Below are 21,108 nucleotides of genomic sequence, written 5' to 3'. Positions count from 1 at the left end.
CATGCGATGGATGCGGGTAGTGCCGATGGTGCTGGCGCTGGCCGCCTGTGAGCGGCCGGTGGATCCCGGCGTACAGGCCTTGCCACCCTCGCCGGTTGTCGACCGCGATGGCCCAGCGGGCGCGGCGGAGCAGGAGCTGGACTGGTTGCAGATGATGCCGAAGGATGAGCTGGCCGCACTGGAGCGGGGGGAGGGCCCGGAGGTCGAGCACAACGGCAACCGGCGCATGCCGCAGTTCGGCACCTTCCGCACGGTGGACACGGTCCTGCAGCGGCCGGTGCGCCTGCCAGGCTACGTGGTACCGCTGGCCAATGCGCAGGACGGGCGGCTGACCGAATTCCTGTTCGTGCCGTACTACGGCGCCTGCATCCACGTGCCACCACCGCCGCCGAACCAGATCGTGCACGTGGTGCTGCCACGCCCGATCGAGATGCCGGACATGTACTCGCCGTTCTTCCTGGCCGGCACCCTGCGTGCGGAACGGCTGGATGATGATCTGGCCGGCTCGGCCTACACCATGCGCGATGCGGAGCTGAGGCCGTATGAACCGTAGCTTCCTTTTGCTCACGCTGGGATGCCTGTGGCTGGCGGGCTGTACGTCGCCGGGCGGCGATGCCGTGGCGGTCGTGCCGCAGGACAAGCCGGCGCCCTCCGCCACGGCCGAAGCCCCCATTGACCGCTGGGACGCGTTGCGGCCCGACGAAGTGACCTATCAACGCCCACCCCCGCAGATCGGCCTGTCACGCAATGGCATGGACGGGGTGGGCGGGCTGATCGACGACACCGGCTCCGGCACGCCACCGGGACAGCAGATCGATCATTCCAGCCCGGACCGCGCAAGACAGTTCGGTTCTTCGCAGGTGGTCGATGCTGCCGATGGCCGCGCGGTGGACCTGGATGGCTACGTGGTACCGCTCGGCACCAACGATGCCGGCTTGGTGGATGAACTGCTGTTCGTACCGTTCTACGGTGCCTGCATCCACGTGCCGCCACCGCCGCCGAACCAGATCATCCACGTGACCCTGGCGACGCCGATCACGCTGGGCGATCTGTGGGATCCCTACCGGCTTGTCGGCCGCCTGCAGGTGAAGCGCTTCGACGCGGACATCGCCAGCGCCTCCTACGATGCTGCCGCGGCCACGCTGACGGCGATCCACAATTGATGCGCCGGCGCTGGATCATTGCTGGGATGCTGCTGGGCGCACTCGTGCTGCTGGTGTGGTGGCAGCGCGCCCCCACCGCGCCGCCGTCGGTCGCATTTCCGGCGCCTTCTTCCGATGCCCGCCAGCGCATCGAACAGCGCCTGGCTGATGACCACGCGTTCCGCAACGACGTGCTGTTCCTGCTCGCGGCCACAGTGCGCGACCGCTGCCAGCCGGCGCAGGCCGGGCTGCTGGCACGCATGGCCAATCGTGCGTCGCTGCCGGTGCTGGCGGCGGTCAGTGCGGTGACCCAGCAGGATCCATCGCTGGACCGGCCGATTTACCAGTACATCCAGCATCGTGCCGATGCGACGCCGTGCGGCCAGCCGCTGCAGATGCCGCTGGCCGGTGGGCGCAGCATGGCGGTGGACATCGAACAGTACGCGCGCACGTTCCCGGACAGCTATTTCGACCCGCAGCGCAGCAGCGAACCCCGGGATTTCGGCGCACGGTCGCTGCAGCAGCGCGCCGGCAATGCCTGCAACAGCGTGGTGTATTCGGTGCTGCCGCTGGGCGGCACCGACTGGCGGTGCAGCAGCCTGCGCGCGAATGCCCGTGCGCGGGTGCGCGGCCTGTGCGAGGACGAGCTACGCCGCCAGCATGGGAGCACGGGTGGGGAGCTGGACACGGCCGTCGGGCAGGGCATGCAGGCATCGGTGGTATCGGCGATTGCCGCGTTACCGGAAGACTGCCGGTGATGATCTGTGACACCGGCCATGGGCCGGCATGAAGGGCGCGGCAACATGAACATTGGCCGGCCCCCAATCTGAACCAGTGGCGTTGTTGTCATAACTATACAGGACATCCGGTATAGTTATGGCTGTAATCCACCCCATCAGGTTCTCCCATGGCTTTGTCCCAGCCCTTGGCCGGTGCCCCGGCCCTGTCGCCTGCCCGTCGCTGGGCACTGTTGTTCACCGTCGCCGCTGGCCTGTTGCTGGTTACGCTCGACAACTCCGTGCTCTACACCGCACTGCCCACCCTGACCGAGGAACTCTCGGCCAGTGCCGGCCAGGCGCTGTGGATCATCAATGCCTATCCACTGGTGATGGCCGGCCTGCTGCTGGGCGCGGGCACGCTGGGCGACCGCATCGGTCACCGTCGCATGTTCCTGATCGGCCTGGTGGTGTTCGGCGTCGCCTCGCTGGCAGCGGCGTTCGCCGACTCTGCAGCGCAGCTGATTGCCGCACGTGCGTTGCTGGCGGTCGGCGCGGCCGCGATGATGCCAGCCACGCTGGCGCTTATCGGCCTGAGCTTCCACGAAGCGCGCGAACGCAACATCGCCATCGCCATCTGGGGGGCGGTGGCCATCGTCTGTGCGGCGCTCGGTCCGATCATCGGCGGCTGGCTGCTGCAGCACTTCTGGTGGGGCTCGGTATTCCTGATCAACGTGCCGGTGGTGGTGATGGCGCTGGTGGCCACGCTGCTGCTGGCGCCGGAAGGCCAGCGCGATACCTCGCGGCCGTGGGACCTGGTTTCGTCGCTGCTGGCATTGGCTGCGCTGTCCGGCCTGGTGCTGGCGATCAAGTCGCTGATCGCTACGCCGCCGTCGTATGCGCTGGGCGCAGGCGCGCTGATGTTGGCCGTCATCAGCGGCGCAGCGTTCGCACGCCGCCAGCATCAGCTGCCGTACCCGCTGCTGGACCTCGCGATCTTCCGCAACCCGGCGTTCCTGGCCGGCACGCTGTCGGCAGTGTTCACCCTGTTTGCGATGGCCGGCCTGCAGCTGGTCACCACCCAGCGCTTCCAGCTGGTGGCGGGCTTTACGCCGCTGCAGGCGGGCCTGCTGGTGTCAGTGGCGGCGCTGGGCAGCCTGCCCAGTGCGCTGCTGGGCGGCAGCATCCTGCACCGGGTGGGCCTGCGCCCGCTGATCTGCGGCGGCCTGGCCGCAGGAGCGCTGGGTGTCGGCGTGGTGGCGTTCGGCTTCCGGCACGGCCTGGGCTGGGTGGTCGCGGGCATGGCGATCACCGGCTTCGGCATGGGCTCGGCCATCTCTGTGGCGTCCACCGCCATCCTCAACAACGTGCCGGCGCACCGTGCGGGCATGGCGTCATCGGTGGAAGAGGTGTCCTACGAGTTCGGTGGCCTGCTGGCGGTGGCGATGCTGGGCAGCCTGAGTGCCGCGATGTACAGCGCGTTCCTGCCGGTCTCGGCCGATATGCCCGCGCTTGCCCGCGAAGGTTTCACCCAGGCGCTGCATGCCGCGCGCGAGAGCGGGCAGGGTGATTGGTTCGCACTGGCTGCGGCGGCATATGACCGTGGCTACCAGATCGTGCTGCTGGTGATCACGGCGGTACTGGCGCTGGGCGCGACGATCATCGCGCGCCTGCTGCGTGGGCGCGTCGGCAGCCGCGAGGGCGCGGCCGATCGCGTAAAATGACGCGATGAGAACCAGCAAGCGCGACCGCATCCTCGACGCCGCCGTCAACGTGATCAATCGTGATGGCGTGCGCGCGGTGACCTTCGAGTCGGTGGCGGCCGAGGCCAAGCTGACCCGCGGCGGCCTGCTGTACCACTTCCCGTCGCGCGAGGCGCTGCTGCGCGGGATCGACGAGCACCTGGTGCAGGCCTGGGAGGCGTCGATGGAAGCGTTGCTGGGCAAGACCGCCGACCAGGCCACTGCGCTGGAGCGTTACCAGACCTTCGTGCGCGTGTCGGCCCAGAGCGCCACCCGTGCCGAACTGATGTTCATGCTCGAATCGGCCGACCCGGAGGCCGGCGAGCGTCCGTGGGGCCCGGCGGTTCAGCGCTGGGCACCGTCCGCGCCGGAGCCCGGGAATGTGGATCCGACGACGCTCGACAATTTCGTGGCGCGGCTGGCCGCCGATGGCCTGTGGATCTACGAGGCAATGTACGAAGGGCAGCTCGATGAAGGCGTGCGCGCCCGCGTTGCCGAGCGCATCGCCGGGCTGCTGGCGAAGTCGGATGGTACGTCCAGTTGAGCGGCCAGCCGGCGCGCCGACATCGCCCGTGGTAGAGCCGACCGCTGGTCGGCTGCCCTCCGGTCAGACAACGAAAATCCCGCGCGTCGCGCGATAGTCGACCAGCGGTCGACTCTACCCCTCATCCATTTACCCAGCCCGTGCTGCGCTCGCGGCCAACCACGCCCTGGGCGACGCCCCCAGCCGCTTGCGGAACGCCTTCGACAACGACGCGGTATCGGCAAACCCCACCTCGACCGCCACCTGCTTGACCGCCACGCCGCCCCGCAGTTGCGCGCAGGCCAGGCTCAGCCGCCAGTCCAGCAGATAAGCGGCCGGCGTCGCCTGCATCACCTCCTTGAACACGGCCGCGAACGCGCTGCGCGACATGCCGGCAGTCGCGGCCATGCGCGGCAGCGTCCATTCATCCTGCGGTGCCTGGTGCATCGCCACCAGCGCGCGGGCCAGACGCGCATCGGACAACCCACGCATCAGCCCATGACTGACGCCGGCCGCATCCGGGTGGTCCACCACCCAGCGCAGTATCTGGATCAGCGCCACCTCGAACAGACGGTTGGTCAGCAGCCGGGAACCGCAGCGCTGGCGATCGGCCTCGGCGAACAGCAGGTGCAGGGTGTCCTCCAGTTCGCCGATCGCCGCCAGCGGTACCACCATCACCGGCGGCAGCGACTGCACGATCGGATTGCGTGCACCACCATCGAAATCCAGCGTGGCGCAGGTGAAATCCGGGCCATCCAGCGGCGCATTGAAGAACACATGGTGCAGCGGCTGCGGGTACAGCAGCAGGCTGGGTGTGTCGATCTTCAACCGGGGCAGCGCGATATCGCTGTCGGGATGACGGACCTCCATTTCACCCTGGCGCAGGATATGCAGGAACGCACGACCGGGCTGCGGCTCGAAGACATGCTGCCCGCACAGCGGGCCACTGTGGAACAGCGCCGCCTGCACCCGGAAGCGTTCCAGCAGGGAGGAGAGGCGATCGGGCGTGGCGACGTCAGTGGGCGCAGTCATGGACGAATGGACAACAGGAGTGGCGAATAGCGCAGGATGCGTCCAGCGAGTCTACCTAGGATGAGCGGGTCGTCCAATTCCGGGCGCGTTCCCAAGGAGATCCACCATGTCCCGTGTCCCCCTGATCGATGCCGCCACCACCACCGCCGACCGCCAGGCCCTGCTGGGCCAGGTCCACGCCGCCTTCGGTGCCACCCCGGCCATGTTCCGCGCCGTGGCCAACTCGCCGGCCGCCCTGCACAGCATGTGGGGTTCGTTCGGCGCGCTGGGCGGCGGCCGCCTGTCGCCGCTGCTGGGCGAGCAGATCGCCGTGGCCGTCGCCAACCGCAATGCCTGCGCGTACTGCCTGGCCGCGCACACCGCACTGGGCCGCAAGGCCGGCGTCAGCAGTGAGCAGATGGCCGCCGCGCAGACCGGACAGTCCAGCGACCCGGCGACCGCCGCTGCACTGGGATTCGCGCTGAAGGTGGTCGAGCAGCGTGCGCAGATTGCCGACGGCGATGTTCAGGCGCTGCGTGCGGCCGGCTTCGACGATGAGCAGATCGTCGAGATCCTCGCGCATGTGGCGCTCAACCTGTTCACCAACTACGTCAACGTCGCGTTCGACGTGCCGGTGGACTTCCCGAAGGTCGCGCTGCGCTGAGGTCTACCGGGCCGGGGGCGCTGTGCTCCCGGCCATCTTCAGCAGGCGTGACCGTCGTCCGCCTGCAGCCGGTCAGCATGGGTATACACATTGAACCCGCTCTCCCGCGCGAACCCGACCAGGCACAGGCCGGCGCTGCGGGCCAGGTCGATCGCCAGCGCGGTCGGTGCCGACACCGCGGCCAGCACGCTGGCACCGGCGCGCACCGCCTTGCTGACCATTTCGTAGCTGGCCCGGCTGGAAATCACCAGCAGGCCGCCTTCAATGGCGTGTTCGTTGTGATGCAGGGCGCCGATCAGCTTGTCCAGCGCATTGTGGCGACCCACATCCTCGCGTACCCAACCGATGCGCCCACTGGCGTCGGCCCAGGCGGCGGCATGGGTGGAGCCGCTTGCCGCATTCATCGGCTGGTGCTGCGTCAGCGCGGCCAGCGCGCGCTGCAGAGCGGCGGGCGAGTAGCTGCGTCGCTCGCGGATCTGCGGCAGTGGACGCAGCACTTCTTCCAGCTGGCGGGTGCCGCACAGGCCACAGCCACCACGGCCGGGCAACAGGCGGCCATTGGCCGGGTCCAACTCGGCACCGGGTGCCTCCTCGGCCACGGTCATCTGCAGTTCGATGCCTTCCAGTTGCGGGCGGATGTCGATCGACAGCAGCTGCGAGGGCGCAGCAATCAGTCCCTCACTGAGCGAGAACCCGAGCGCAAAGTCCTCCAGGTCGCAGGGCGTGGCCATCATCACCGCGAAGGCGGCGTCGTTGTAACGCAGTGCGACCGGCACTTCCTCAGCGACCACGTCGACCAGCGGCTGTCGCCCCTCGCTGCGCCAGCGCTGCAACGGACGCTGGGCCGTGCCGGCAGGCGGGGTGTGCGGTGGGGTCGAATCAGGCATGCAGCGCGTCCGGGCTAGGGAGATACGCAGGTGGTGGACCACCCACGGCATCGAGAATAGCGCAGTGGCCATGCGCTGACGCAGGTGTAACCGTTGTCATGGCAGGCTGCGCTAAAACAGCCTGTACCCTCTGGCGAAGCCGCGCAGGCCGTGCTTGACTGTGCGGCTGGCCGTGCGATTGAAGCGCCGCCGGACTGCGATGTGCCCATTGTTGCCGCGTTCCTTCCGTAAGGTTCCCGAACATGTCCGAGCAGAAACCGCCGCGTTACAAGCCCTACAACCAGCCTGCCGGAGGCTGGGGTGCTGCCGGTGCCACCGCCAGGGTGCTGCTGCAGCAGAGTGTGATCGGCAAGGGGTCGAAGGCGCTGCTGGCGATGAACCAGCCCGGTGGCTTCAAGTGCCCCAGCTGTGCGTTCCCCGATGCCGACGAACGCAGGAAGCTGGAGTTCTGCGAGAACGGCGCGAAGGCACTGGCCTGGGAAGCTACGGAGTTCCGGACCGGCCGCGAGTTGTTCGCCCGGCACACCGTGACCGAACTGATGGCGCAGACCGACTACTGGCTGGAGATGCAGGGCCGGCTGACCGAGCCGATGCGCTACGACGCAGCCACCGACCACTATGTGCCGTGCAGCTGGGACGATGCCTTCGCACTGATCGGCCGCCACCTGCAGGCGCTGGACAGCCCGCACCAGGCCGAGTTCTACACCTCCGGGCGCACGCCCAACGAAGCCGCGTTCCTGTATTCGATCTTCGTGCGCGAGTTCGGCACCAATAATTTCCCGGACTGCTCGAACATGTGCCACGAGCCGACCAGCCGTGGCCTGCCGCCGGCCATCGGGGTGGGCAAGGGCACCATCGTGCTGCAGGATTTCGAGCACGCCGAGGCGATCTTCGTGATCGGCCAGAACACCGGCACCAATTCACCGCGGATGATGAGCAACCTGGCCGAAGCACGCAAACGCGGCATCCCGATCGTGGCGGTCAATCCCATGCCCGAGCGCGCGCTGATCCGCTTTGCCGAGCCGCAGGACGTGGTGCAGATGGCTACGCTCGGTTCGACCGAGATCACCAGCGAGTTCGTGCATATCCGCATCGGCGGCGACCTGGCCCTGATCAAGGGCATGATGAAGGTGATGTTCGAGCGTGAAGCACAGGGCGAGCGCGTGCTCGACCATGATTTCCTGTCGGAACACACGGTGGGCCTGGAGGCGCTGCGCGAAGACGTGATGGCGCAGGACTGGGACCAGATCGTGCAGGTGTCCGGCATTTCGCTGGCGCAGATCCGCCGCTGTGCGGAGATCTACATCCGTTCCAAGGCCACCGTGATCTGCTACGGGATGGGGCTGACCCAGCACCAGTATGGCTCGCGCCTGCTGCAGCAGGTCGCCAACCTGCTGTTGCTGCGTGGCAACTTCGGCAAGCCCGGCGCCGGCATCGGACCGATCCGCGGCCACTCCAACGTGCAGGGCGACCGCACCGTCGGCATCGACGAGAAGCCCAAGCCGGCCTATCTCGACCGCGTGCAGCAGGTGTTCGGTTTCGACCCGCCGCGCGAGCATGGCCACCATGTGGTCGAATCCATCGAGGCGATGCTGGCGGGCAGTGCCAAGGTGTTCATCGGCCTGGGTGGCAACTTCATCCATGCGGTGCCCGATACGCCGCGCGCGTACGAGGCAATGCGTGGGCTGGACCTGACCGTGGGCATCGCCACCAAGCTCAACCGTGGGCATCTGGTTCACGGCCGCGATGCGCTGATCCTGCCGGTGGTGGCGCGCTCGGAGCGCATCGTCACGCCGGCCGGCGAGCAGTTCGTCACCATCGAAGACGCGATGTCCAATGTGACCGCCTCGCGCGGCGTGCTCGAACCGGTCAGCGCCGATGTGTTGCCCGAGGTCGAGATCGTCTGCCGGATGGCGCTGGCCACGCTGCCGCACAGCAAGGTCGACTGGATTCGCTGCATGCACGACTATGCCTCCATCCGCGAGCTGATCGCTGCCGTGTACCCGGAGATCTACACCGGATTCAACGAGCGCATCCAGCAGCCGCACGGCTTCCATTTGGACATCCCGCCGCGCCGCCGGGTGTGGCCCACGCCCAACGGCAAGGCCAACATCCTGGTGATGCCCGGCCTGGACGTTGACGATCCCGTACACGATCCGGACATGCTGCGGCTGGCCACCGTGCGCTCGCATGACCAGTACAACACCACCATCTACAGCTACAACGACCGCTATCGCGGCGTGTACAACGATCGCATGGTGCTGTTCATGAACATCGAGGACCGGCTGGCGCGCGGGCTGGAGAAGGAAGCGCGGGTCATCCTGGAGACGATCAGCGGCGATGGCGTGCAGCGGCGCGTCGAGGGCCTGACGGTGCTGGACTACCCGATGCCGCGCGGCGCCCTGGCCGGCTACTACCCCGAACTGAACCCCTTGCTGCCGCTGGACTACTACGACCGCATCAGCGGCACGCCGGCGGCCAAGTCGATCCCGGTGCGGATGCGGGCGATGGCGGCGGTCGCCTAGCAGTGGATGAGTCCAATCCTATGGGCTTCCGGCATGTGGATTGGGTTGATCCAGAGCAAAGGAGCAACGGAAATAGTTGGCCGTATCCCGCCAAGCGCCAACGATCGGTTCCTGGATCTGCGCCAGCAGTTCACGGGCTTTGAGGGGATCATTGGCCTGGCAGGCGAAGTATGCGAATGATTGCAGGTTCCATGGCGAGGGATAACGTGACAGCACGTCTTCGAAGCCGCGTTTCATGGTCGGCCAGTTCACTTTCGACTCGGTGAACAAACGGTCCTCGTACTCCCGCTGCGAGGCAACCCAGTAGATACGGGCGTACAGCATGTATTGGTCCTGCGGTGGGGCCGCGGCCATGACCCTGCGTGCATAGGCTTCCAGGCCGGCCGGATCGCCGCCCCACTTCGGAGCGAAATAGCGCACGGCAGCAAAGTAGAGCGGGAAGTAACCCGGATAGCGCGCGATGCCTTCGTCATGCAATGCGAAGAAGCGGTCTGCATCCCAACTCTGTTCGATCGCCCGGTGTTCCATCGACTCGTACCAATACGGGTCCGTGCTGGCGATGTCCTTGTATTTCAGCAGGTAGTCAACGGCCTGCTGCTGCAGCGCGTTGAACGGCGCCCAGTCCTCTGCCTTCACCGTATTTGCATAGCCGGGGCCGCGGATGCTCCAGCCTTGGCGGCTGAGCATCTCAGCCATGGCCAGGCGCGCCGACGGCGACCTGGGGTAGCGCGAGATCCACGCCTGCACGAGCTTCTCGCGACCCTGCCAGTAGGCCGGGTCACGGTTCCTCATGCTGAAGACATAGCCGATGCCTACGTAGTACGCCGAAAGCTTCCAGACACCACTGCTGAAGTAGCGATCCGTATCCCGGTAACGACTGGCGAGTTGCTCCAGTCTGGCGAAATCCTGCTTCTCCAGCAGTTGCTGTGCCTGCCGGGAGACTTCAGCGCGTTCGCTTGCTTCATCTTCGCTTGGTTCTTCGGCGCCGGTGATGGTCGCGCACGACAACAGCAGCACCACAAGCAGTGTTCGCATGAATCCATTCATGAGGGGAACTCCGTGTCGGGGACAGGGGCAGGGGCGTGGCAAGGCAGGGTGGCACGATTGCCATCTCGCCATAGCAAGGGGCGTCGCGCAAGTCGGCCGCGTGGTTGTCAAGCTGTCAGGGTCGTTGCCAGCCCACTGAGGGTGCCCGCATCGGCTATCATCGGCGTGTGAACCTGCCTGGCCTGCTGCTGCGTTGGATGTTGCTTGTCGCCGTGGTGCTGAATGCACCGGCGCCGGCGCTCGCTGCGTCTTCGTACAGCGGCCCGTCCAGCCAGGAGCATTGCGCTGCACCGCACTCGGCCGCGATGGCTGCGGCCGGCTGTTGCGATGATGCGGCCCCGGCGGCCTGCCAGAGTGGTGAGTGCGAATGCCCGCCGGCCTGTCTTGGCATGCTGGCGACATTGAACGGAACACCGGCCTCGCCGTGGCGCGAGGCGCCTGTTCCGGCCAATACCCAGCAACGCGCACCGCCGCCGAGACTCGACCCGTTGCGGCCCCCCATCGCGTGATTTCCTGCAGGCCTCACGCGCCTGCCGTAGCTGCTCGACTTCTTCTCGACTCTGCCCGCGCCTTCGATGCGCGGGCGGCGGGCCGCGTTGCCCGCATCTGCAAAGGAATCACTCAATGAACCGTACTCTCTCCCTCGGTCTGCTGCTGGGCACCGTGTTGGCCACGACCGCCTGCGCTCGTGCCGCCGAAGAATCCTCCGCGGCACCGGTCGCCAGCGAAGCACCGGCACCGGCCCAGGCCAGCCCGGCCAGGGTCGATCCGGCCTTGCCGGTCGCCATCGTGCACAAGACCGCCAGCTGCGGTTGCTGCGGCATCTGGGTCGACCACCTGAAGGCCGCCGGCTTCGAGGTCGATGTGCGCGACACCGATGACATGAACCCGATCAAGGTCCGCCTGGGCGTGCCGGTCGGCAAGGCCTCCTGCCATACCGCCGAGATCGGCGGTTACGTGGTTGAGGGTCACATCCCGGCGGAGGACATCAAGCGCCTGCTGGCCGAACGCCCGGCCGCGCGCGGGCTGGTGCTGCCCGGCATGCCGGCCGGTTCGCCGGGCATGGAAATGCCGGACGGCTACGTGCAGCCGTACACCGTCGAGCTGGTGCGCACCGACGGCAGCACCGAGCCGTTTGTCCAGCACGGCCAGGGCGGCTGATGGACGGCGGGTGCCGGTCATCCTGACCGGCACTCTCCGACGCGTCCTGTGTAGAGCCGAGCCTACGCTCGGCTGTGTTCGGCCAGCAAGCCGAGCACGGGCTCGGCTCTACAGGATCTGCAGGATCAGCGTGCCGTGGCCGTTTCCTTGGCCAATTGCACGTCGAACTTCTTCTCGGCCGCATCCGCGTAGGCGTTGCAGGTCAGTGCCTTGGCGCTGGCCTTGCTGCCGGCGGCATAGTTCCAGTTGCTGGCGCCCGGATGCGGGGTGAGCAGCAGATCGCAGGGCAGCGCCCGCACCGTTGCGAAGCTGCGCTTGTAGTCCTCGATCAGGCGCGGATAACGGGGATTGCCCTTCAGCTGGTAACCCGGTGCACTCAGGCTGTCGGCGTAGGCGATGCGCACCGGCTTGCCATCGCGGGTGTCGGTCCAGGTCCAGGCGGTGCTGCCCGGGGTGTGCCCTTGCATGAAGTGCGCGGTGAATGCGATGCCGCCCACCGTGACCACTTCGCCATCCATGATGATGCGGTCGGCGCTGGCCGGCGGATAGGTGATGCCGTCGCCAAAGTGCAGGTCGTTGCTGCCGCCGCGCGCCAGCAGCATCGCCGTTTCTGCATTGGCTGCCACATGCGCGCCGGTGCGACGCTTGAGCTCGGCGACCGGGCCGGCGTGGTCGGCGTGCGCATGGCTGAGCAGGATCAATCGCAGGTCCTGCGGGGCCACGCCGCGCAGCTTCATGTTGTCCAGCAGGTGACCGGCCATCTGTGGCATGCCGCCATCCAGCAGTACTGCGCCCTCGGCGGTCTGCACCAGCAGCGCGGTCAGGTCCTCGGTGCCGATCTGCCAGGTGTGGTCGGCAACCTGCAGCGGCGCCATCGGCTGCAGCCAGGACGCATCCACGGTATAGGCCCGCAGTTGTGGCAGCGGTGCCTCGGCGGCAGTGACATCCAAGGCAAGCGTAGTCAGGGCAAGGGTCGTCAGGCAAAGGCGCATGGCGGAGAGGTGTCTGGGCAGGGTCGGATGAAGCTAGCACGTACCCTGGGCGGGCCGTTTCGCGAATAATTCATGGCTGCCATAAGCTCCGCCGCAGCCGATGCAGGGATTGTTCGCTTGCTGTGGATTGTGAATCCATCTCCACAGGCTGGAGCGCACAATCGGCCGGGGCTAGCCTGCTCTCAGGCTCAAGGAGGTGGACCATGCATGTGCTCATGGTGATGCTGGGTGGCGTGCTCCTGCTAGGGGTGTTCCTGCTGTTTGGCCGCCTCTGGAGCGTGGGCACCTCACAGCTGCCCACGGCCCTGCTCGCGTTCATCGCCACCTGGCTGCTGGTGACGCTGGCCAACATGTGGGTGGGCGTGAGCAAGGCCGGTTACGCCGTCCGGGAGGAACTACCGATCCTGCTGCTGGTGTTCGCGGTGCCGGCCTTGCTGGCTGGACTGCTGTACTGGCGCCTGGCGCGCTGAAGGACGGCCATGAGCACACGACCGAGACTGCCTGCCCTGCGCCAGCGCGATGGCCACCACGCCCGCGTGACCTACGAAGAGCTGTTCTTTGATCTGGTCTACGTCTTTGCGGTTACCCAGCTCAGCCACCATCTGCTGCATCACCTGGACCTGGTCGGGGTGATGCAGACGCTGGTGCTGTGGTTCGCGGTCTGGTTGGGCTGGCAGTACGCCTGCTGGGTCAGCAACTGGTTCGATCCGGAGGCGCCACGCATCCGCGGCCTGCTGTTCGTCACCATGTTGCTGGCGCTGCTGATGTCCTCGTCCATTCCCGAGGCCTTCGCTGAACGCGCCTGGGTCTTCGCGGGGGCGTACGCCACCATGCAGGTCGGACGCACCGTGTTCGTGCTGCTGGAGGTCGGCCGCAACCATCCGTTGGCGCCGAACTTCCGCCGTATGCTGGCGTGGGTGAGCGTGTCGGCCTGCTTCTGGCTGGCGGGCGCCGCCGCCGAGGGCAATCTGCGCCTGGCGTTGTGGGCGGTGGCGGTGGCCTGCGAATACATCTCGCCGATGTTCGGTTTCGCGTTTCCGGGCCTGGGCCGGTCGCACACCCGCGAGTGGACCATCGAAGGCGGGCACCTGGCCGAGCGTTGCCAGCTGTTCGTCATCGTCGCACTCGGCGAGACGCTGCTGGCTACCGGTGGCGTGCTCAGCGAGGTCGAGCAGTGGAGTGCTGCGGTGGTCTCTGCGGTGCTCGCCACCTTCGCCGGCACCATCGCCATGTGGTGGCTGTATTTCGGCATCTCCAGCCGCGACGCCACCGCGGCGATCACCCATTCCGAGGACCCCGGGCGGATGGGCGCCAATTTCCACTACGTGCATGCGTTGCTGATCGCCGGCATCATCGCCACCGCGGTGGGCAACGACCTGGTGATGGATCACCCGGAAGCGGCGGTGACGCCGGTATATGCAACGGTGCTGGTCGCCGGGCCGTTGATCTACCTGCTTGGCAGCGCCCTCTACAAGCGCGTTGTGTACGGGCGCGCCCCGTATTCGCATCTGTTCGGTGCCATGGCGCTGGTCGTGTTGGGCGCCGTCTTGCCGCACACCCATCTGCTGGCCGCCGGTTGGCTGACCAGTGCGGTGCTGCTGGCCGTGGGGTTGATGGATACGCGGTTGAAGCGTCGCCTGCAGCGGGCGTGATCCGTTGCGTCAGCAAAGCGCTCCAGCCGCCATCGAGCGCAAGCGCTGAGCAGTCGATTGGCACTCGACTTCGGCACCGCTGCACAAGAAATGCTGGCAGGCTAGGCCAGCGCGGCGGCCATCGCTGCAAGCTTGCCGATTGTGTTCATGTTGCGGGCGGTGCCGTGCTGGGCACAGGGCACCCGCAGGCGCGAATCGGGCATGCCGTCTCCGTAATGGATGAAGATCTCGCGCGTGCCGAGTGCAAGCTGTTCGTCGCGCAGGCCGGTTACGCCGTCCAGTGGATCGGCGGGCAGGCTGCCGTCGAGGAACAGGGCGACCACACGGTTGCCGGCCGCCTGCGGAAATGGATTGCGCGCCACCACGCCGGCGATCTCGTTGGCCGAGCGCACCAGCACGCCGACCGGCTTGCCGGCGTAGGCCTGCAGCCGTTGGGCGAGGGCCTCCCGCACGGCGGCTTCATCAAGCCCGCTGCGGAATACCGCGTTGCCACTGGCGATGTAGGTGCGGGTGTCGGAAAAGCCGGCGTCCTTGCACATCGCCACCAGTTCGCGCATCGGCAGCTTGCCGGTGCCGCCGACGTTGACCGCGCGCAGCAAGGCGACGTAGGCGTTCATGGCGTCCCCGCCTGCAGGCGGTCGTACATGCGTACCAGGTCAACCAGGGTGCGTGCGCCCATCTTGCGCATCACCTGTGCGCGACGCACCTTCACGGTGATCTCGCTGACGCCGAGGTCAGCGGCGATCTGCTTGTTGAGGCGGCCACGCACCACGCCATCGACCACCTCCCGCTCGCCGGCATTGAGGGTGTTCCAACGCAGCTGCAGCGCGCCCAGTGCCTCGCCCTCGCGGCGGCGCTGGCGGTCGATCTCGATGCCCTTGTGGATGGCATCGAGCAGTTCCTGGTCACGGAAGGGCTTGGTGAGGAATTCGATGGCGCCGTCCTTGATCGCGTTGACGCCCATCGCGATGTCGCCGTGACCGGTGATGAACACCACCGGCAACTGCAGGCCGTGGCTGCCCATGGTGCGATGGAATTCGAGCCCGCTCTGGCCGGGCATGCGCACGTCCAGCACCAGGCAGGCCGGTGCGTCTACCAGGTCGTGTTCGAGGAAGGCCTGGATGGAGGCGAAGGCCCGCACCTGCAGGCCCATCGAGGCCAGCAGGTCCTCCAGCGCCGCGCGAACCGACGGATCGTCGTCGACCACATAGACGATGGGTGCCGGATCGGGCGTGGCGGCAGTGGGCTTACGCATGGTGGGCGTCCGTGGCAACGGGCAGGTGGAACACGAAGCAGGCACCGCCGCCTGCCGGGCGTTCGGCACGGATCTGGCCGTCGTTGGCCTCGATCATCGAGCGGCTCAGGCTGAGGCCCAGCCCCAACCCGTGTGACTTGGTGGTCCAGAACGCGTCGAACACGCGCTCGGGATGCTCGGCGGGCAGGCCGACGCCACGATCGCGTACGCTGAGGCTGACCCGTTGGCCGTCGCGCCGGGTCAGCAGGGACAGGCGTCGGTCGGCGGTGGGCACGGTCTCCATCGCGTCCACCGCATTGAGGATCAGGTTGCCGATCACCTGCTGTACCTGCACACGGTCGGCCTGCACCGGTGGCAGCTCGGCGTCCAGCAGCAGCGCCACGGCCACGCCATGCCGGTCCAGCTCGCTGCGCGACAGCGCCAGCATTTCCTCCACGGCCTGGTTCAGATCGAAGGCGCGCCGCTGCGGTGCCGCGCCCTGGGTCAGGCCGCGGATGCGGGCGATCACGTCGCCGGCGCGGTGTGCATCGGCCAGGATGCGGGCCACGGTCTGCCGCGCCTTGTCCACGTTTGGTGGATCCTGCGCGAGCCAACGCTGGCAGGCTTCGGCGCTGCTGGCGATGGCCGCCAGCGGCTGGTTCACTTCATGGGCGATGGAGGTGGTCAGCTCGCCCACGGTGGAGGCGCGCGCTACCCGCAGCAGGCGGCCCTGTGCTTCCTGCACGGCGGCCTTGGCCGCTTCCATGTTCAGCGCGAGATAGGTGGTGATGCCGATCACCAGCATGCCGATGACCGAGTTGACCAGGCCGATGCGATAGGTGCCGAAGCGGGTCAGGAAGAAGCTCAGCCCGGTCAGCGCGATGCAGGCGATGGCCAGGGTGATCAGTCCGCGCGCGCCCAGCACGCGCGACGCCGCAAGAATGACCGCCGCGTAGAAGCAGGCGGCAGCAACCGCGTAATCGGTGACGGTGTCGATCAGGAAGATCGCCGCCATCACGACGATCAGGACCAGCAGCACCAGTCGGCGGCGGGGCGACAGCGATGGCATCGGGACGGCTCCCTGGCGTGGGGTGAAAGGATAGCAAAGCCGCCAACGCTAGATGCCGACCGGTAGTGCCGGCCGCTGGCCGGCAGCTGCACGGTGTTGCCGGAGCTCATGAGGTTGCCGGCCAGCGGCCGGCATTACCGCCAACGGTCGGCACCCACCAAAGCGATGCACGGTGCGTCCGCGGATCATCCGGTTGCCGGCCAGCGGCCGGCACTACTCTTCCAGGCTGGCGTTCCAGAATCCCTGCAGGACGCCGGGCGTCGCCGCCAGCGTGGCCAGCACCGCATCCAGTTCACCGGCATCCACCGTGGTGGCATACAACACCGCTTCAATCTCCACATCGCGCTCGCCGAACGGGCGCTGGTCCACCGCGCGCACCGGGTACTGCGCCTGCTCAAGCAGCAGCAACAGCCGGTCCAGCACCTCGGCCTGCTGTTCGCGCTGGCACACCACGCTGATCGCATAGGTCGCCTCGCTGAACGCTTCCGGCAGCGGCTGCCGCTGGATGCGGTTCACCAACGGCCGCAGCAGGGTGTTGGCGGCCAGCACGAACACCGCAGCCATCACCGCTTCCGGCAGCAGCTTGATGCCCGCGCACGCACCCACCGCCGCCGATCCCCACAGGGTGGCCGCAGTGTTCAGGCCGGACACCTGGGCGCCGTCCTTCATGATCGCGCCGGCACCGAGGAAGCCAACGCCGGAGATCACATAGGCCACCACATGCAGCGGTGACGGCGGGCCGCCGTACAGGTCATGGAAGCGCACCGCCAGATCGACGAACACCGCCGCCCCCACCGCCACCAGCGTATTGGTACGCAGGCCGGCGGTGCGTTGCCGCAGCTGCCGTTCCAGGCCGATGACCGTGCCCAGCACGAACGCCACCGACAGGCTGATCAGCGAGCTGAGCGTGGCGCCGGCGTTGAACGCCGGCAGGTTGGGATTGATGTCCATTGTGTTTCTCCCTGGACAAAGCGGCGGGCGCTTACTGCCAGCCGTAACGACGGATGTAGAACCGCTTCAGCGCAGTGGTCAGCACCGCATAGCCGAACAGGATTGCCACCAGGAACGGCCAGTAGCCAGCCGGCAGTGCCTGCAGCTTGAAGTAGCCGGCCAGCGGGCTCATCGGCAGGAACACGCCAACGGTCATGATCAGGCCGGTCATCAGCAGCAGCGGCGGCGCGGCGATGCTCTGCAGGAACGGCAGCTTCGGCGTGCGGATCATGTGCACGATCAGCGTCTGGGTCAGCAGGCCGACCACGAACCAGCCGGACTGGAACAGGCCCTGGTCGGCCGGCGTGCGCGCATCGAACACGTACCACATCAGCGCGAAGCAGGTCAGGTCGAAGATCGAGCTGATCGGCCCGAAGAACACCATGAAGCGGCCGATGTCCGCCGGGTTCCACTTCAGCGGCTTTCGCACCAGCTCCTCGTCCACGTTGTCGAACGGAATGGCGATCTGCGAGATGTCGTACAGCAGGTTCTGCACCAGCAGCTGCAGCGGCAGCATGGGCAGGAACGGCAGGAAGGCCGAGGCCACCAGCACCGAGAACACATTGCCGAAGTTGGAGCTGGCGGTCATGCGGATGTACTTCAGCATGTTGTTGAACGTGCGCCGGCCCTGGATGACGCCTTCCTCCAGAACCATCAGGTTCTTTTCCAGCAGGATGATGTCGGCCGCCTCCTTGGCGATGTCCACCGCACTGTCCACGCTGATGCCGATATCGGCCGCGCGCAGCGCCGGTGCATCGTTGATGCCGTCGCCCAGGAAGCCGACCACCTTGCCCTGTGCGCGCAACTCGCGCACCAGGCGCTCCTTGTGCAGCGGTGTCAGCCGGGCGAACACGCGATGGTGGTGCAGCGCCCGCGCCAGCGCGCCGTCATCCATGCGCTCGATCTGCGGGCCGGTCAGGATGGTGTCGGCGTCCAGCCCCACCTGTGCGCAGACACGGGCGGTCACCAGCTCGTTGTCACCGGTGAAGACCTTGACCTCCACGCCATGCGCAGCCAGCGCCTGCAGTGCCTGCGCAGCCGATTCCTTCGGCGGGTCCAGGAAGGCCACGTAGCCGACCAGGGTCAGCCCGCACTCGTCGGCCTGCGAATAGGTGGTCTGGCTGGCAGCGGTTTCCTTCATCGCCACCGCCACTACGCGCAGGCCCTGTTCGTTCAGTTCCTCGGTGGTCTGCCGCACGCGGGCCAGGCGGTGCTCGTCCAGCGGCATGTCCTGGCCGTTCTCACGCACGGTGCTGCACACCGCCAGCATCTCTTCCACGGCACCCTTGCAGATCAGCTCGTGGTGATCCTCGCGCTCGGAGACCACCACCGACATGCGGCGGCGCTCGAAGTCGAACGGGATCTCGTCCACCTTGTGGTAGTCCTGCGACAGCCGCAGCGAACTCTGCAGCTCCACGTGCTCCAGCACCGCGCGGTCCAGCAGATTGATCAGGCCGGTCTGGAAGTGGCTGTTGAGGTAGGCGAACTTCAGCACGTCTTCCGAATCGTGACCGAACACATCGGTGTGGCGCTCCAGCGCGATCCTGTCCTGGGTGAGCGTGCCAGTTCTGTCGGTGCACAGCACTTCCATCGCGCCGAAGTTCTGGATCGCATCCAGGCGCTTGACGATCACCTTGCGCCGCGACAGCAGCACCGCACCCTTGGCCAGGGTGGAGGTGACGATCATCGGCAGCATTTCCGGCGTCAGGCCCACCGCCACTGACAGCGCGAACAGGAACGCCTCGGTCCAGTCACCCTTGGTCCAGCCGTTGATCAGCAGCACGAACGGCACCATCACCAGCGCGAAGCGGATCAGCAGCCAGCTGACACTGTTGACGCCGGCCTGGAACGCGGTCGGCGCACGGTCGGTTGCAGTGCTGCGCTGGGCCAGCGTGCCGAAGTAGGTGCGGTTGCCGGTGGCCAGCACAATGGCGGTGGCGGTACCGGACACCACGTTGGTACCCATGAACAGCAGGTTGTGCTGTTCCAGCAGGCCGGCCAGGCCATCGCCCGGGTGCGCGAACTTCTCCACCGGCAGCGACTCGCCGGTCATCGCCGCCTGCGCCACGAACAGGTCCTTGGCGGTCAGCACGCGGCAGTCGGCCGGAATCATGTCGCCGGCCGACAGCACAATGTGGTCGCCGGGTACCAGTTCACGGATCGGCAGGTCCAGCAGGCGTGCCGGGCGACGGCTGTGCAGGTGCGCGCCGAAGTACTGGTCGGCCACGTCGGCCGCCTCGGTGCCGGGATTACGGCGCAGCACGCGTGCGGTGTTGCCGACCAGGGCCTTCAGCCGCTCGGCCGCCCGGTTCGAACGACCCTCCTGCACGAAGCGGATCAGCGTGGACAGCAGCACCATCGCACCGATGACGATCGTCGCCTTGATGTCCTCGGTCAGCCAGGACACCGCCGCCAGTATGGTCAGCAGCAGGTTGAACGGGTTGCGGTAGCACTGCCACAGGTGCCGCCACCACGGCAGCGGCTTTTCGTGATCCACCTCGTTGGGGCCGAGCGTGGCCAGCCGCTCCCCGGCCTCGTGCGGGCTGAGGCCATCGGCATGCGACCCCAGCGTGGCCAGCAGCTGGGTCTCATCCTGCTGGGCAAGGGTGACCAGGCCGGTGGTGAGCGCGAACGGCGCGGCCTCGGCGTTGCCTGGGCCGAGCCCGGCTTCGGGCATCGCACGGCGGCGGAACAGGTTGCCTGCGCGGCGGCTGCGCAGGAAGGCGTTGAACCAGGCGTTGAGCAGGCTCATGGGACGCTCCTCGAATGTCAGAGCCGGCCGCAGCCGGAACACGAACGGGATGGGTGAGACAGATCAGGCGTGGCGCATCGCCAGAACCGCCGGCGACCACGGCTGCATGCGCAGGCGCTGGCTGCCACCGATGCACAGTGGCTTCATCGCGTCGCGCAGGGGATAGGGCAGGTGGCGCAGCACATTGATGCGCTCGCTGATCGGCAGCAGCGACAGTGCATCGGCTACCACACGCGGCGAACCGAGCGACAGCGAACGGGCGAACATCACGGGGCCGTGCTGCAGCAGCTGGCTGCGCAGGGCGGCGACATCGCGCTCGCCGATCATGCGGCGCACGGTGATGTAGAGGATCTTGTAGGACATGGGGGCGATCTCCAGGCAGGCGGCGCCTGGCGGTCCCCGTCACTCAGGCAGGCAGGGACCGGCGGGCAGGCGCCAGGAACAGGCAACAAGCGGTCATCCGGGGCGCGGTGCGCCCGGCAGGGTCGGGGTCCATCTGCGTCTCCATGAGGGGAGGGTTCCAGCCAGGGTTGCCCTGGCCAGTGGCGCTATTGTCCGCCCCTGAATGGGGCAGGCCTAGAGGCCCGTGGGTTAGCCCGGCTATACCTTGGTATAGCCGGGCATGCGCAGCGCCAATTGAGGTTCAGTGCTGGGTCAATGCGCGCCGCTGGTCTGCCTGCACACGTCATACTCGCCGCGGCTCAGCGCCTTGTTGCGGTCGGTATCGCAGGCGTGCAGTCGCTCGGCCCAGTCCGGCGCCACTGCATCGACTTCCGCCAGGGTGACAATGCCATCCTTGTCCTTGTCCAGCGACTCATAAGGCGGTATCAGCTTCACTTCGGTGACGTCCTCGGCGGCGGTGGCCTTGCTTGCCTCCTGGGTCCTGGAACAGGCGCCCAGCAGCAGGCCGATGGTGATGACGAGGACAGCAGGAACGTAGCGAATACCGGTCATGACAGGCTCCAGAAGTGGGGACGCGGGCCACGGGTGTGGATGGCCAC

General features: G+C 67.2%; 21 protein-coding genes. 10 read left to right on the top strand and 11 right to left on the bottom strand.

The features are described from left to right. Position 1: 1 nt before the first annotated feature. From AC5P66_RS09645 to AC5P66_RS09625, 5 genes are all read left to right on the top strand, one after another. Entirely contained in the window at positions 2-553 is a 552-nt protein-coding gene (locus AC5P66_RS09645; RefSeq protein WP_099487094.1) for a DUF3299 domain-containing protein, read from the top strand. Beyond that, positions 543-1,163 (top strand): DUF3299 domain-containing protein, encoded by a 621-nt coding sequence (locus AC5P66_RS09640; protein WP_263467699.1) that lies wholly within the window; start codon positions 543-545, stop codon positions 1,161-1,163. Before AC5P66_RS09645 ends, AC5P66_RS09640 begins: the two co-directional genes overlap by 11 nt. Further along, entirely contained in the window at positions 1,163-1,900 is a 738-nt protein-coding gene (locus AC5P66_RS09635; protein WP_049411715.1) for a hypothetical protein, read from the top strand. The genes AC5P66_RS09640 and AC5P66_RS09635 overlap by 1 nt, the downstream gene beginning before the upstream one ends. 149 nt (positions 1,901-2,049) lie before the next feature. Further along, positions 2,050-3,582: an MFS transporter gene (locus AC5P66_RS09630; RefSeq protein ID WP_263467698.1), complete on the top strand. Its 1,533-nt coding sequence runs from the start codon at positions 2,050-2,052 to the stop codon at positions 3,580-3,582. A gap of 4 nt (positions 3,583-3,586) precedes the next feature. Then, entirely contained in the window at positions 3,587-4,144 is a 558-nt protein-coding gene (locus AC5P66_RS09625; RefSeq protein ID WP_049411710.1) for a TetR/AcrR family transcriptional regulator, read from the top strand. A gap of 129 nt (positions 4,145-4,273) precedes the next feature. On the opposite strand, the gene AC5P66_RS09620 is transcribed toward AC5P66_RS09625, so the two are convergent. After that, complete coding sequence (locus tag AC5P66_RS09620; RefSeq protein WP_263467697.1) at positions 4,274-5,155, bottom strand: AraC family transcriptional regulator; 882 nt, start codon at positions 5,153-5,155, stop codon at positions 4,274-4,276. 106 nt (positions 5,156-5,261) lie between these two features. Here AC5P66_RS09620 and AC5P66_RS09615 point away from each other — a divergent pair, with 106 nt between their 5' ends. Beyond that, entirely contained in the window at positions 5,262-5,798 is a 537-nt protein-coding gene (locus tag AC5P66_RS09615) for a carboxymuconolactone decarboxylase family protein (RefSeq protein WP_263467696.1), read from the top strand. A 38-nt stretch (positions 5,799-5,836) separates the two neighbouring features. On the opposite strand, the gene fdhD is transcribed toward AC5P66_RS09615, so the two are convergent. Further along, positions 5,837-6,685 carry a formate dehydrogenase accessory sulfurtransferase FdhD gene (fdhD, locus tag AC5P66_RS09610; RefSeq protein WP_099496025.1) on the bottom strand — a complete coding sequence of 283 codons (849 nt, stop codon included), beginning with the start codon at positions 6,683-6,685 and terminating at the stop codon, positions 5,837-5,839. 242 nt (positions 6,686-6,927) lie between these two features. On the opposite strand from fdhD, the gene AC5P66_RS09605 reads away from it, so the two are divergent. Then, the gene (locus AC5P66_RS09605; RefSeq protein WP_262223225.1) at positions 6,928-9,210 is read left to right on the top strand and encodes an FdhF/YdeP family oxidoreductase; all 2,283 of its coding nucleotides are present in this window, start codon (positions 6,928-6,930) and stop codon (positions 9,208-9,210) included. Positions 9,211-9,228: 18 nt separating this feature from the next. On the opposite strand, the gene AC5P66_RS09600 is transcribed toward AC5P66_RS09605, so the two are convergent. Then, a complete protein-coding gene (locus AC5P66_RS09600) occupies positions 9,229-10,257 on the bottom strand; it encodes a DUF4034 domain-containing protein (protein WP_099496023.1) in 1,029 nt (342 codons plus the stop codon). Between the two features lie 624 nt (positions 10,258-10,881). Here AC5P66_RS09600 and AC5P66_RS09595 point away from each other — a divergent pair. Beyond that, the gene (locus AC5P66_RS09595) at positions 10,882-11,418 is read left to right on the top strand and encodes a DUF411 domain-containing protein (RefSeq protein ID WP_080354752.1); all 537 of its coding nucleotides are present in this window, start codon (positions 10,882-10,884) and stop codon (positions 11,416-11,418) included. Positions 11,419-11,543: 125 nt separating this feature from the next. On the opposite strand, the gene blaL1 is transcribed toward AC5P66_RS09595, so the two are convergent. Beyond that, complete coding sequence (gene blaL1, locus AC5P66_RS09590) at positions 11,544-12,410, bottom strand: L1 family subclass B3 metallo-beta-lactamase (protein WP_099496021.1); 867 nt, start codon at positions 12,408-12,410, stop codon at positions 11,544-11,546. A gap of 203 nt (positions 12,411-12,613) precedes the next feature. Here blaL1 and AC5P66_RS09585 point away from each other — a divergent pair, with 203 nt between their 5' ends. Then, a complete protein-coding gene (locus AC5P66_RS09585) occupies positions 12,614-12,880 on the top strand; it encodes a hypothetical protein (protein ID WP_049410912.1) in 267 nt (88 codons plus the stop codon). Between the two features lie 9 nt (positions 12,881-12,889). Next, entirely contained in the window at positions 12,890-14,062 is a 1,173-nt protein-coding gene (locus tag AC5P66_RS09580) for a low temperature requirement protein A (protein WP_049410909.1), read from the top strand. Between the two features lie 101 nt (positions 14,063-14,163). Here AC5P66_RS09580 and AC5P66_RS09575 read toward each other — a convergent pair whose 3' ends face one another. The 7 genes from AC5P66_RS09575 to AC5P66_RS09545 all read right to left on the bottom strand — a co-directional run bounded on the left by AC5P66_RS09575 (position 14,164) and on the right by AC5P66_RS09545 (position 21,061). Continuing rightward, entirely contained in the window at positions 14,164-14,679 is a 516-nt protein-coding gene (locus AC5P66_RS09575) for a DUF1697 domain-containing protein (RefSeq protein WP_099496020.1), read from the bottom strand. Next, on the bottom strand, positions 14,676-15,317 hold the full coding sequence (locus AC5P66_RS09570; RefSeq protein ID WP_049410901.1) for a response regulator transcription factor: 642 nt from the start codon (positions 15,315-15,317) through the stop codon (positions 14,676-14,678). The genes AC5P66_RS09575 and AC5P66_RS09570 overlap by 4 nt, the downstream gene beginning before the upstream one ends. Further along, the gene (locus AC5P66_RS09565; protein ID WP_049410899.1) at positions 15,310-16,365 is read right to left on the bottom strand and encodes a sensor histidine kinase; all 1,056 of its coding nucleotides are present in this window, start codon (positions 16,363-16,365) and stop codon (positions 15,310-15,312) included. The genes AC5P66_RS09570 and AC5P66_RS09565 overlap by 8 nt, the downstream gene beginning before the upstream one ends. 213 nt (positions 16,366-16,578) lie before the next feature. Further along, a complete protein-coding gene (locus tag AC5P66_RS09560) occupies positions 16,579-17,316 on the bottom strand; it encodes an MgtC/SapB family protein (protein WP_099496019.1) in 738 nt (245 codons plus the stop codon). 31 nt (positions 17,317-17,347) lie between these two features. After that, complete coding sequence (gene mgtA, locus AC5P66_RS09555) at positions 17,348-20,107, bottom strand: magnesium-translocating P-type ATPase (protein WP_495216251.1); 2,760 nt, start codon at positions 20,105-20,107, stop codon at positions 17,348-17,350. Positions 20,108-20,170: 63 nt separating this feature from the next. Beyond that, positions 20,171-20,470 carry a hypothetical protein gene (locus AC5P66_RS09550; protein WP_049439874.1) on the bottom strand — a complete coding sequence of 100 codons (300 nt, stop codon included), beginning with the start codon at positions 20,468-20,470 and terminating at the stop codon, positions 20,171-20,173. Between the two features lie 291 nt (positions 20,471-20,761). After that, a complete protein-coding gene (locus AC5P66_RS09545) occupies positions 20,762-21,061 on the bottom strand; it encodes an EF-hand domain-containing protein (protein WP_049410889.1) in 300 nt (99 codons plus the stop codon). Positions 21,062-21,108: the final 47 nt, after the last annotated feature.

The sequence above is a fragment of the Stenotrophomonas sp. YJH_SMC_122 genome (assembly GCF_059369535.1).
The sequence above is the reverse complement of the archived record's forward strand: the minus strand, read 5'-3'. Positions and strand labels throughout refer to the sequence as shown.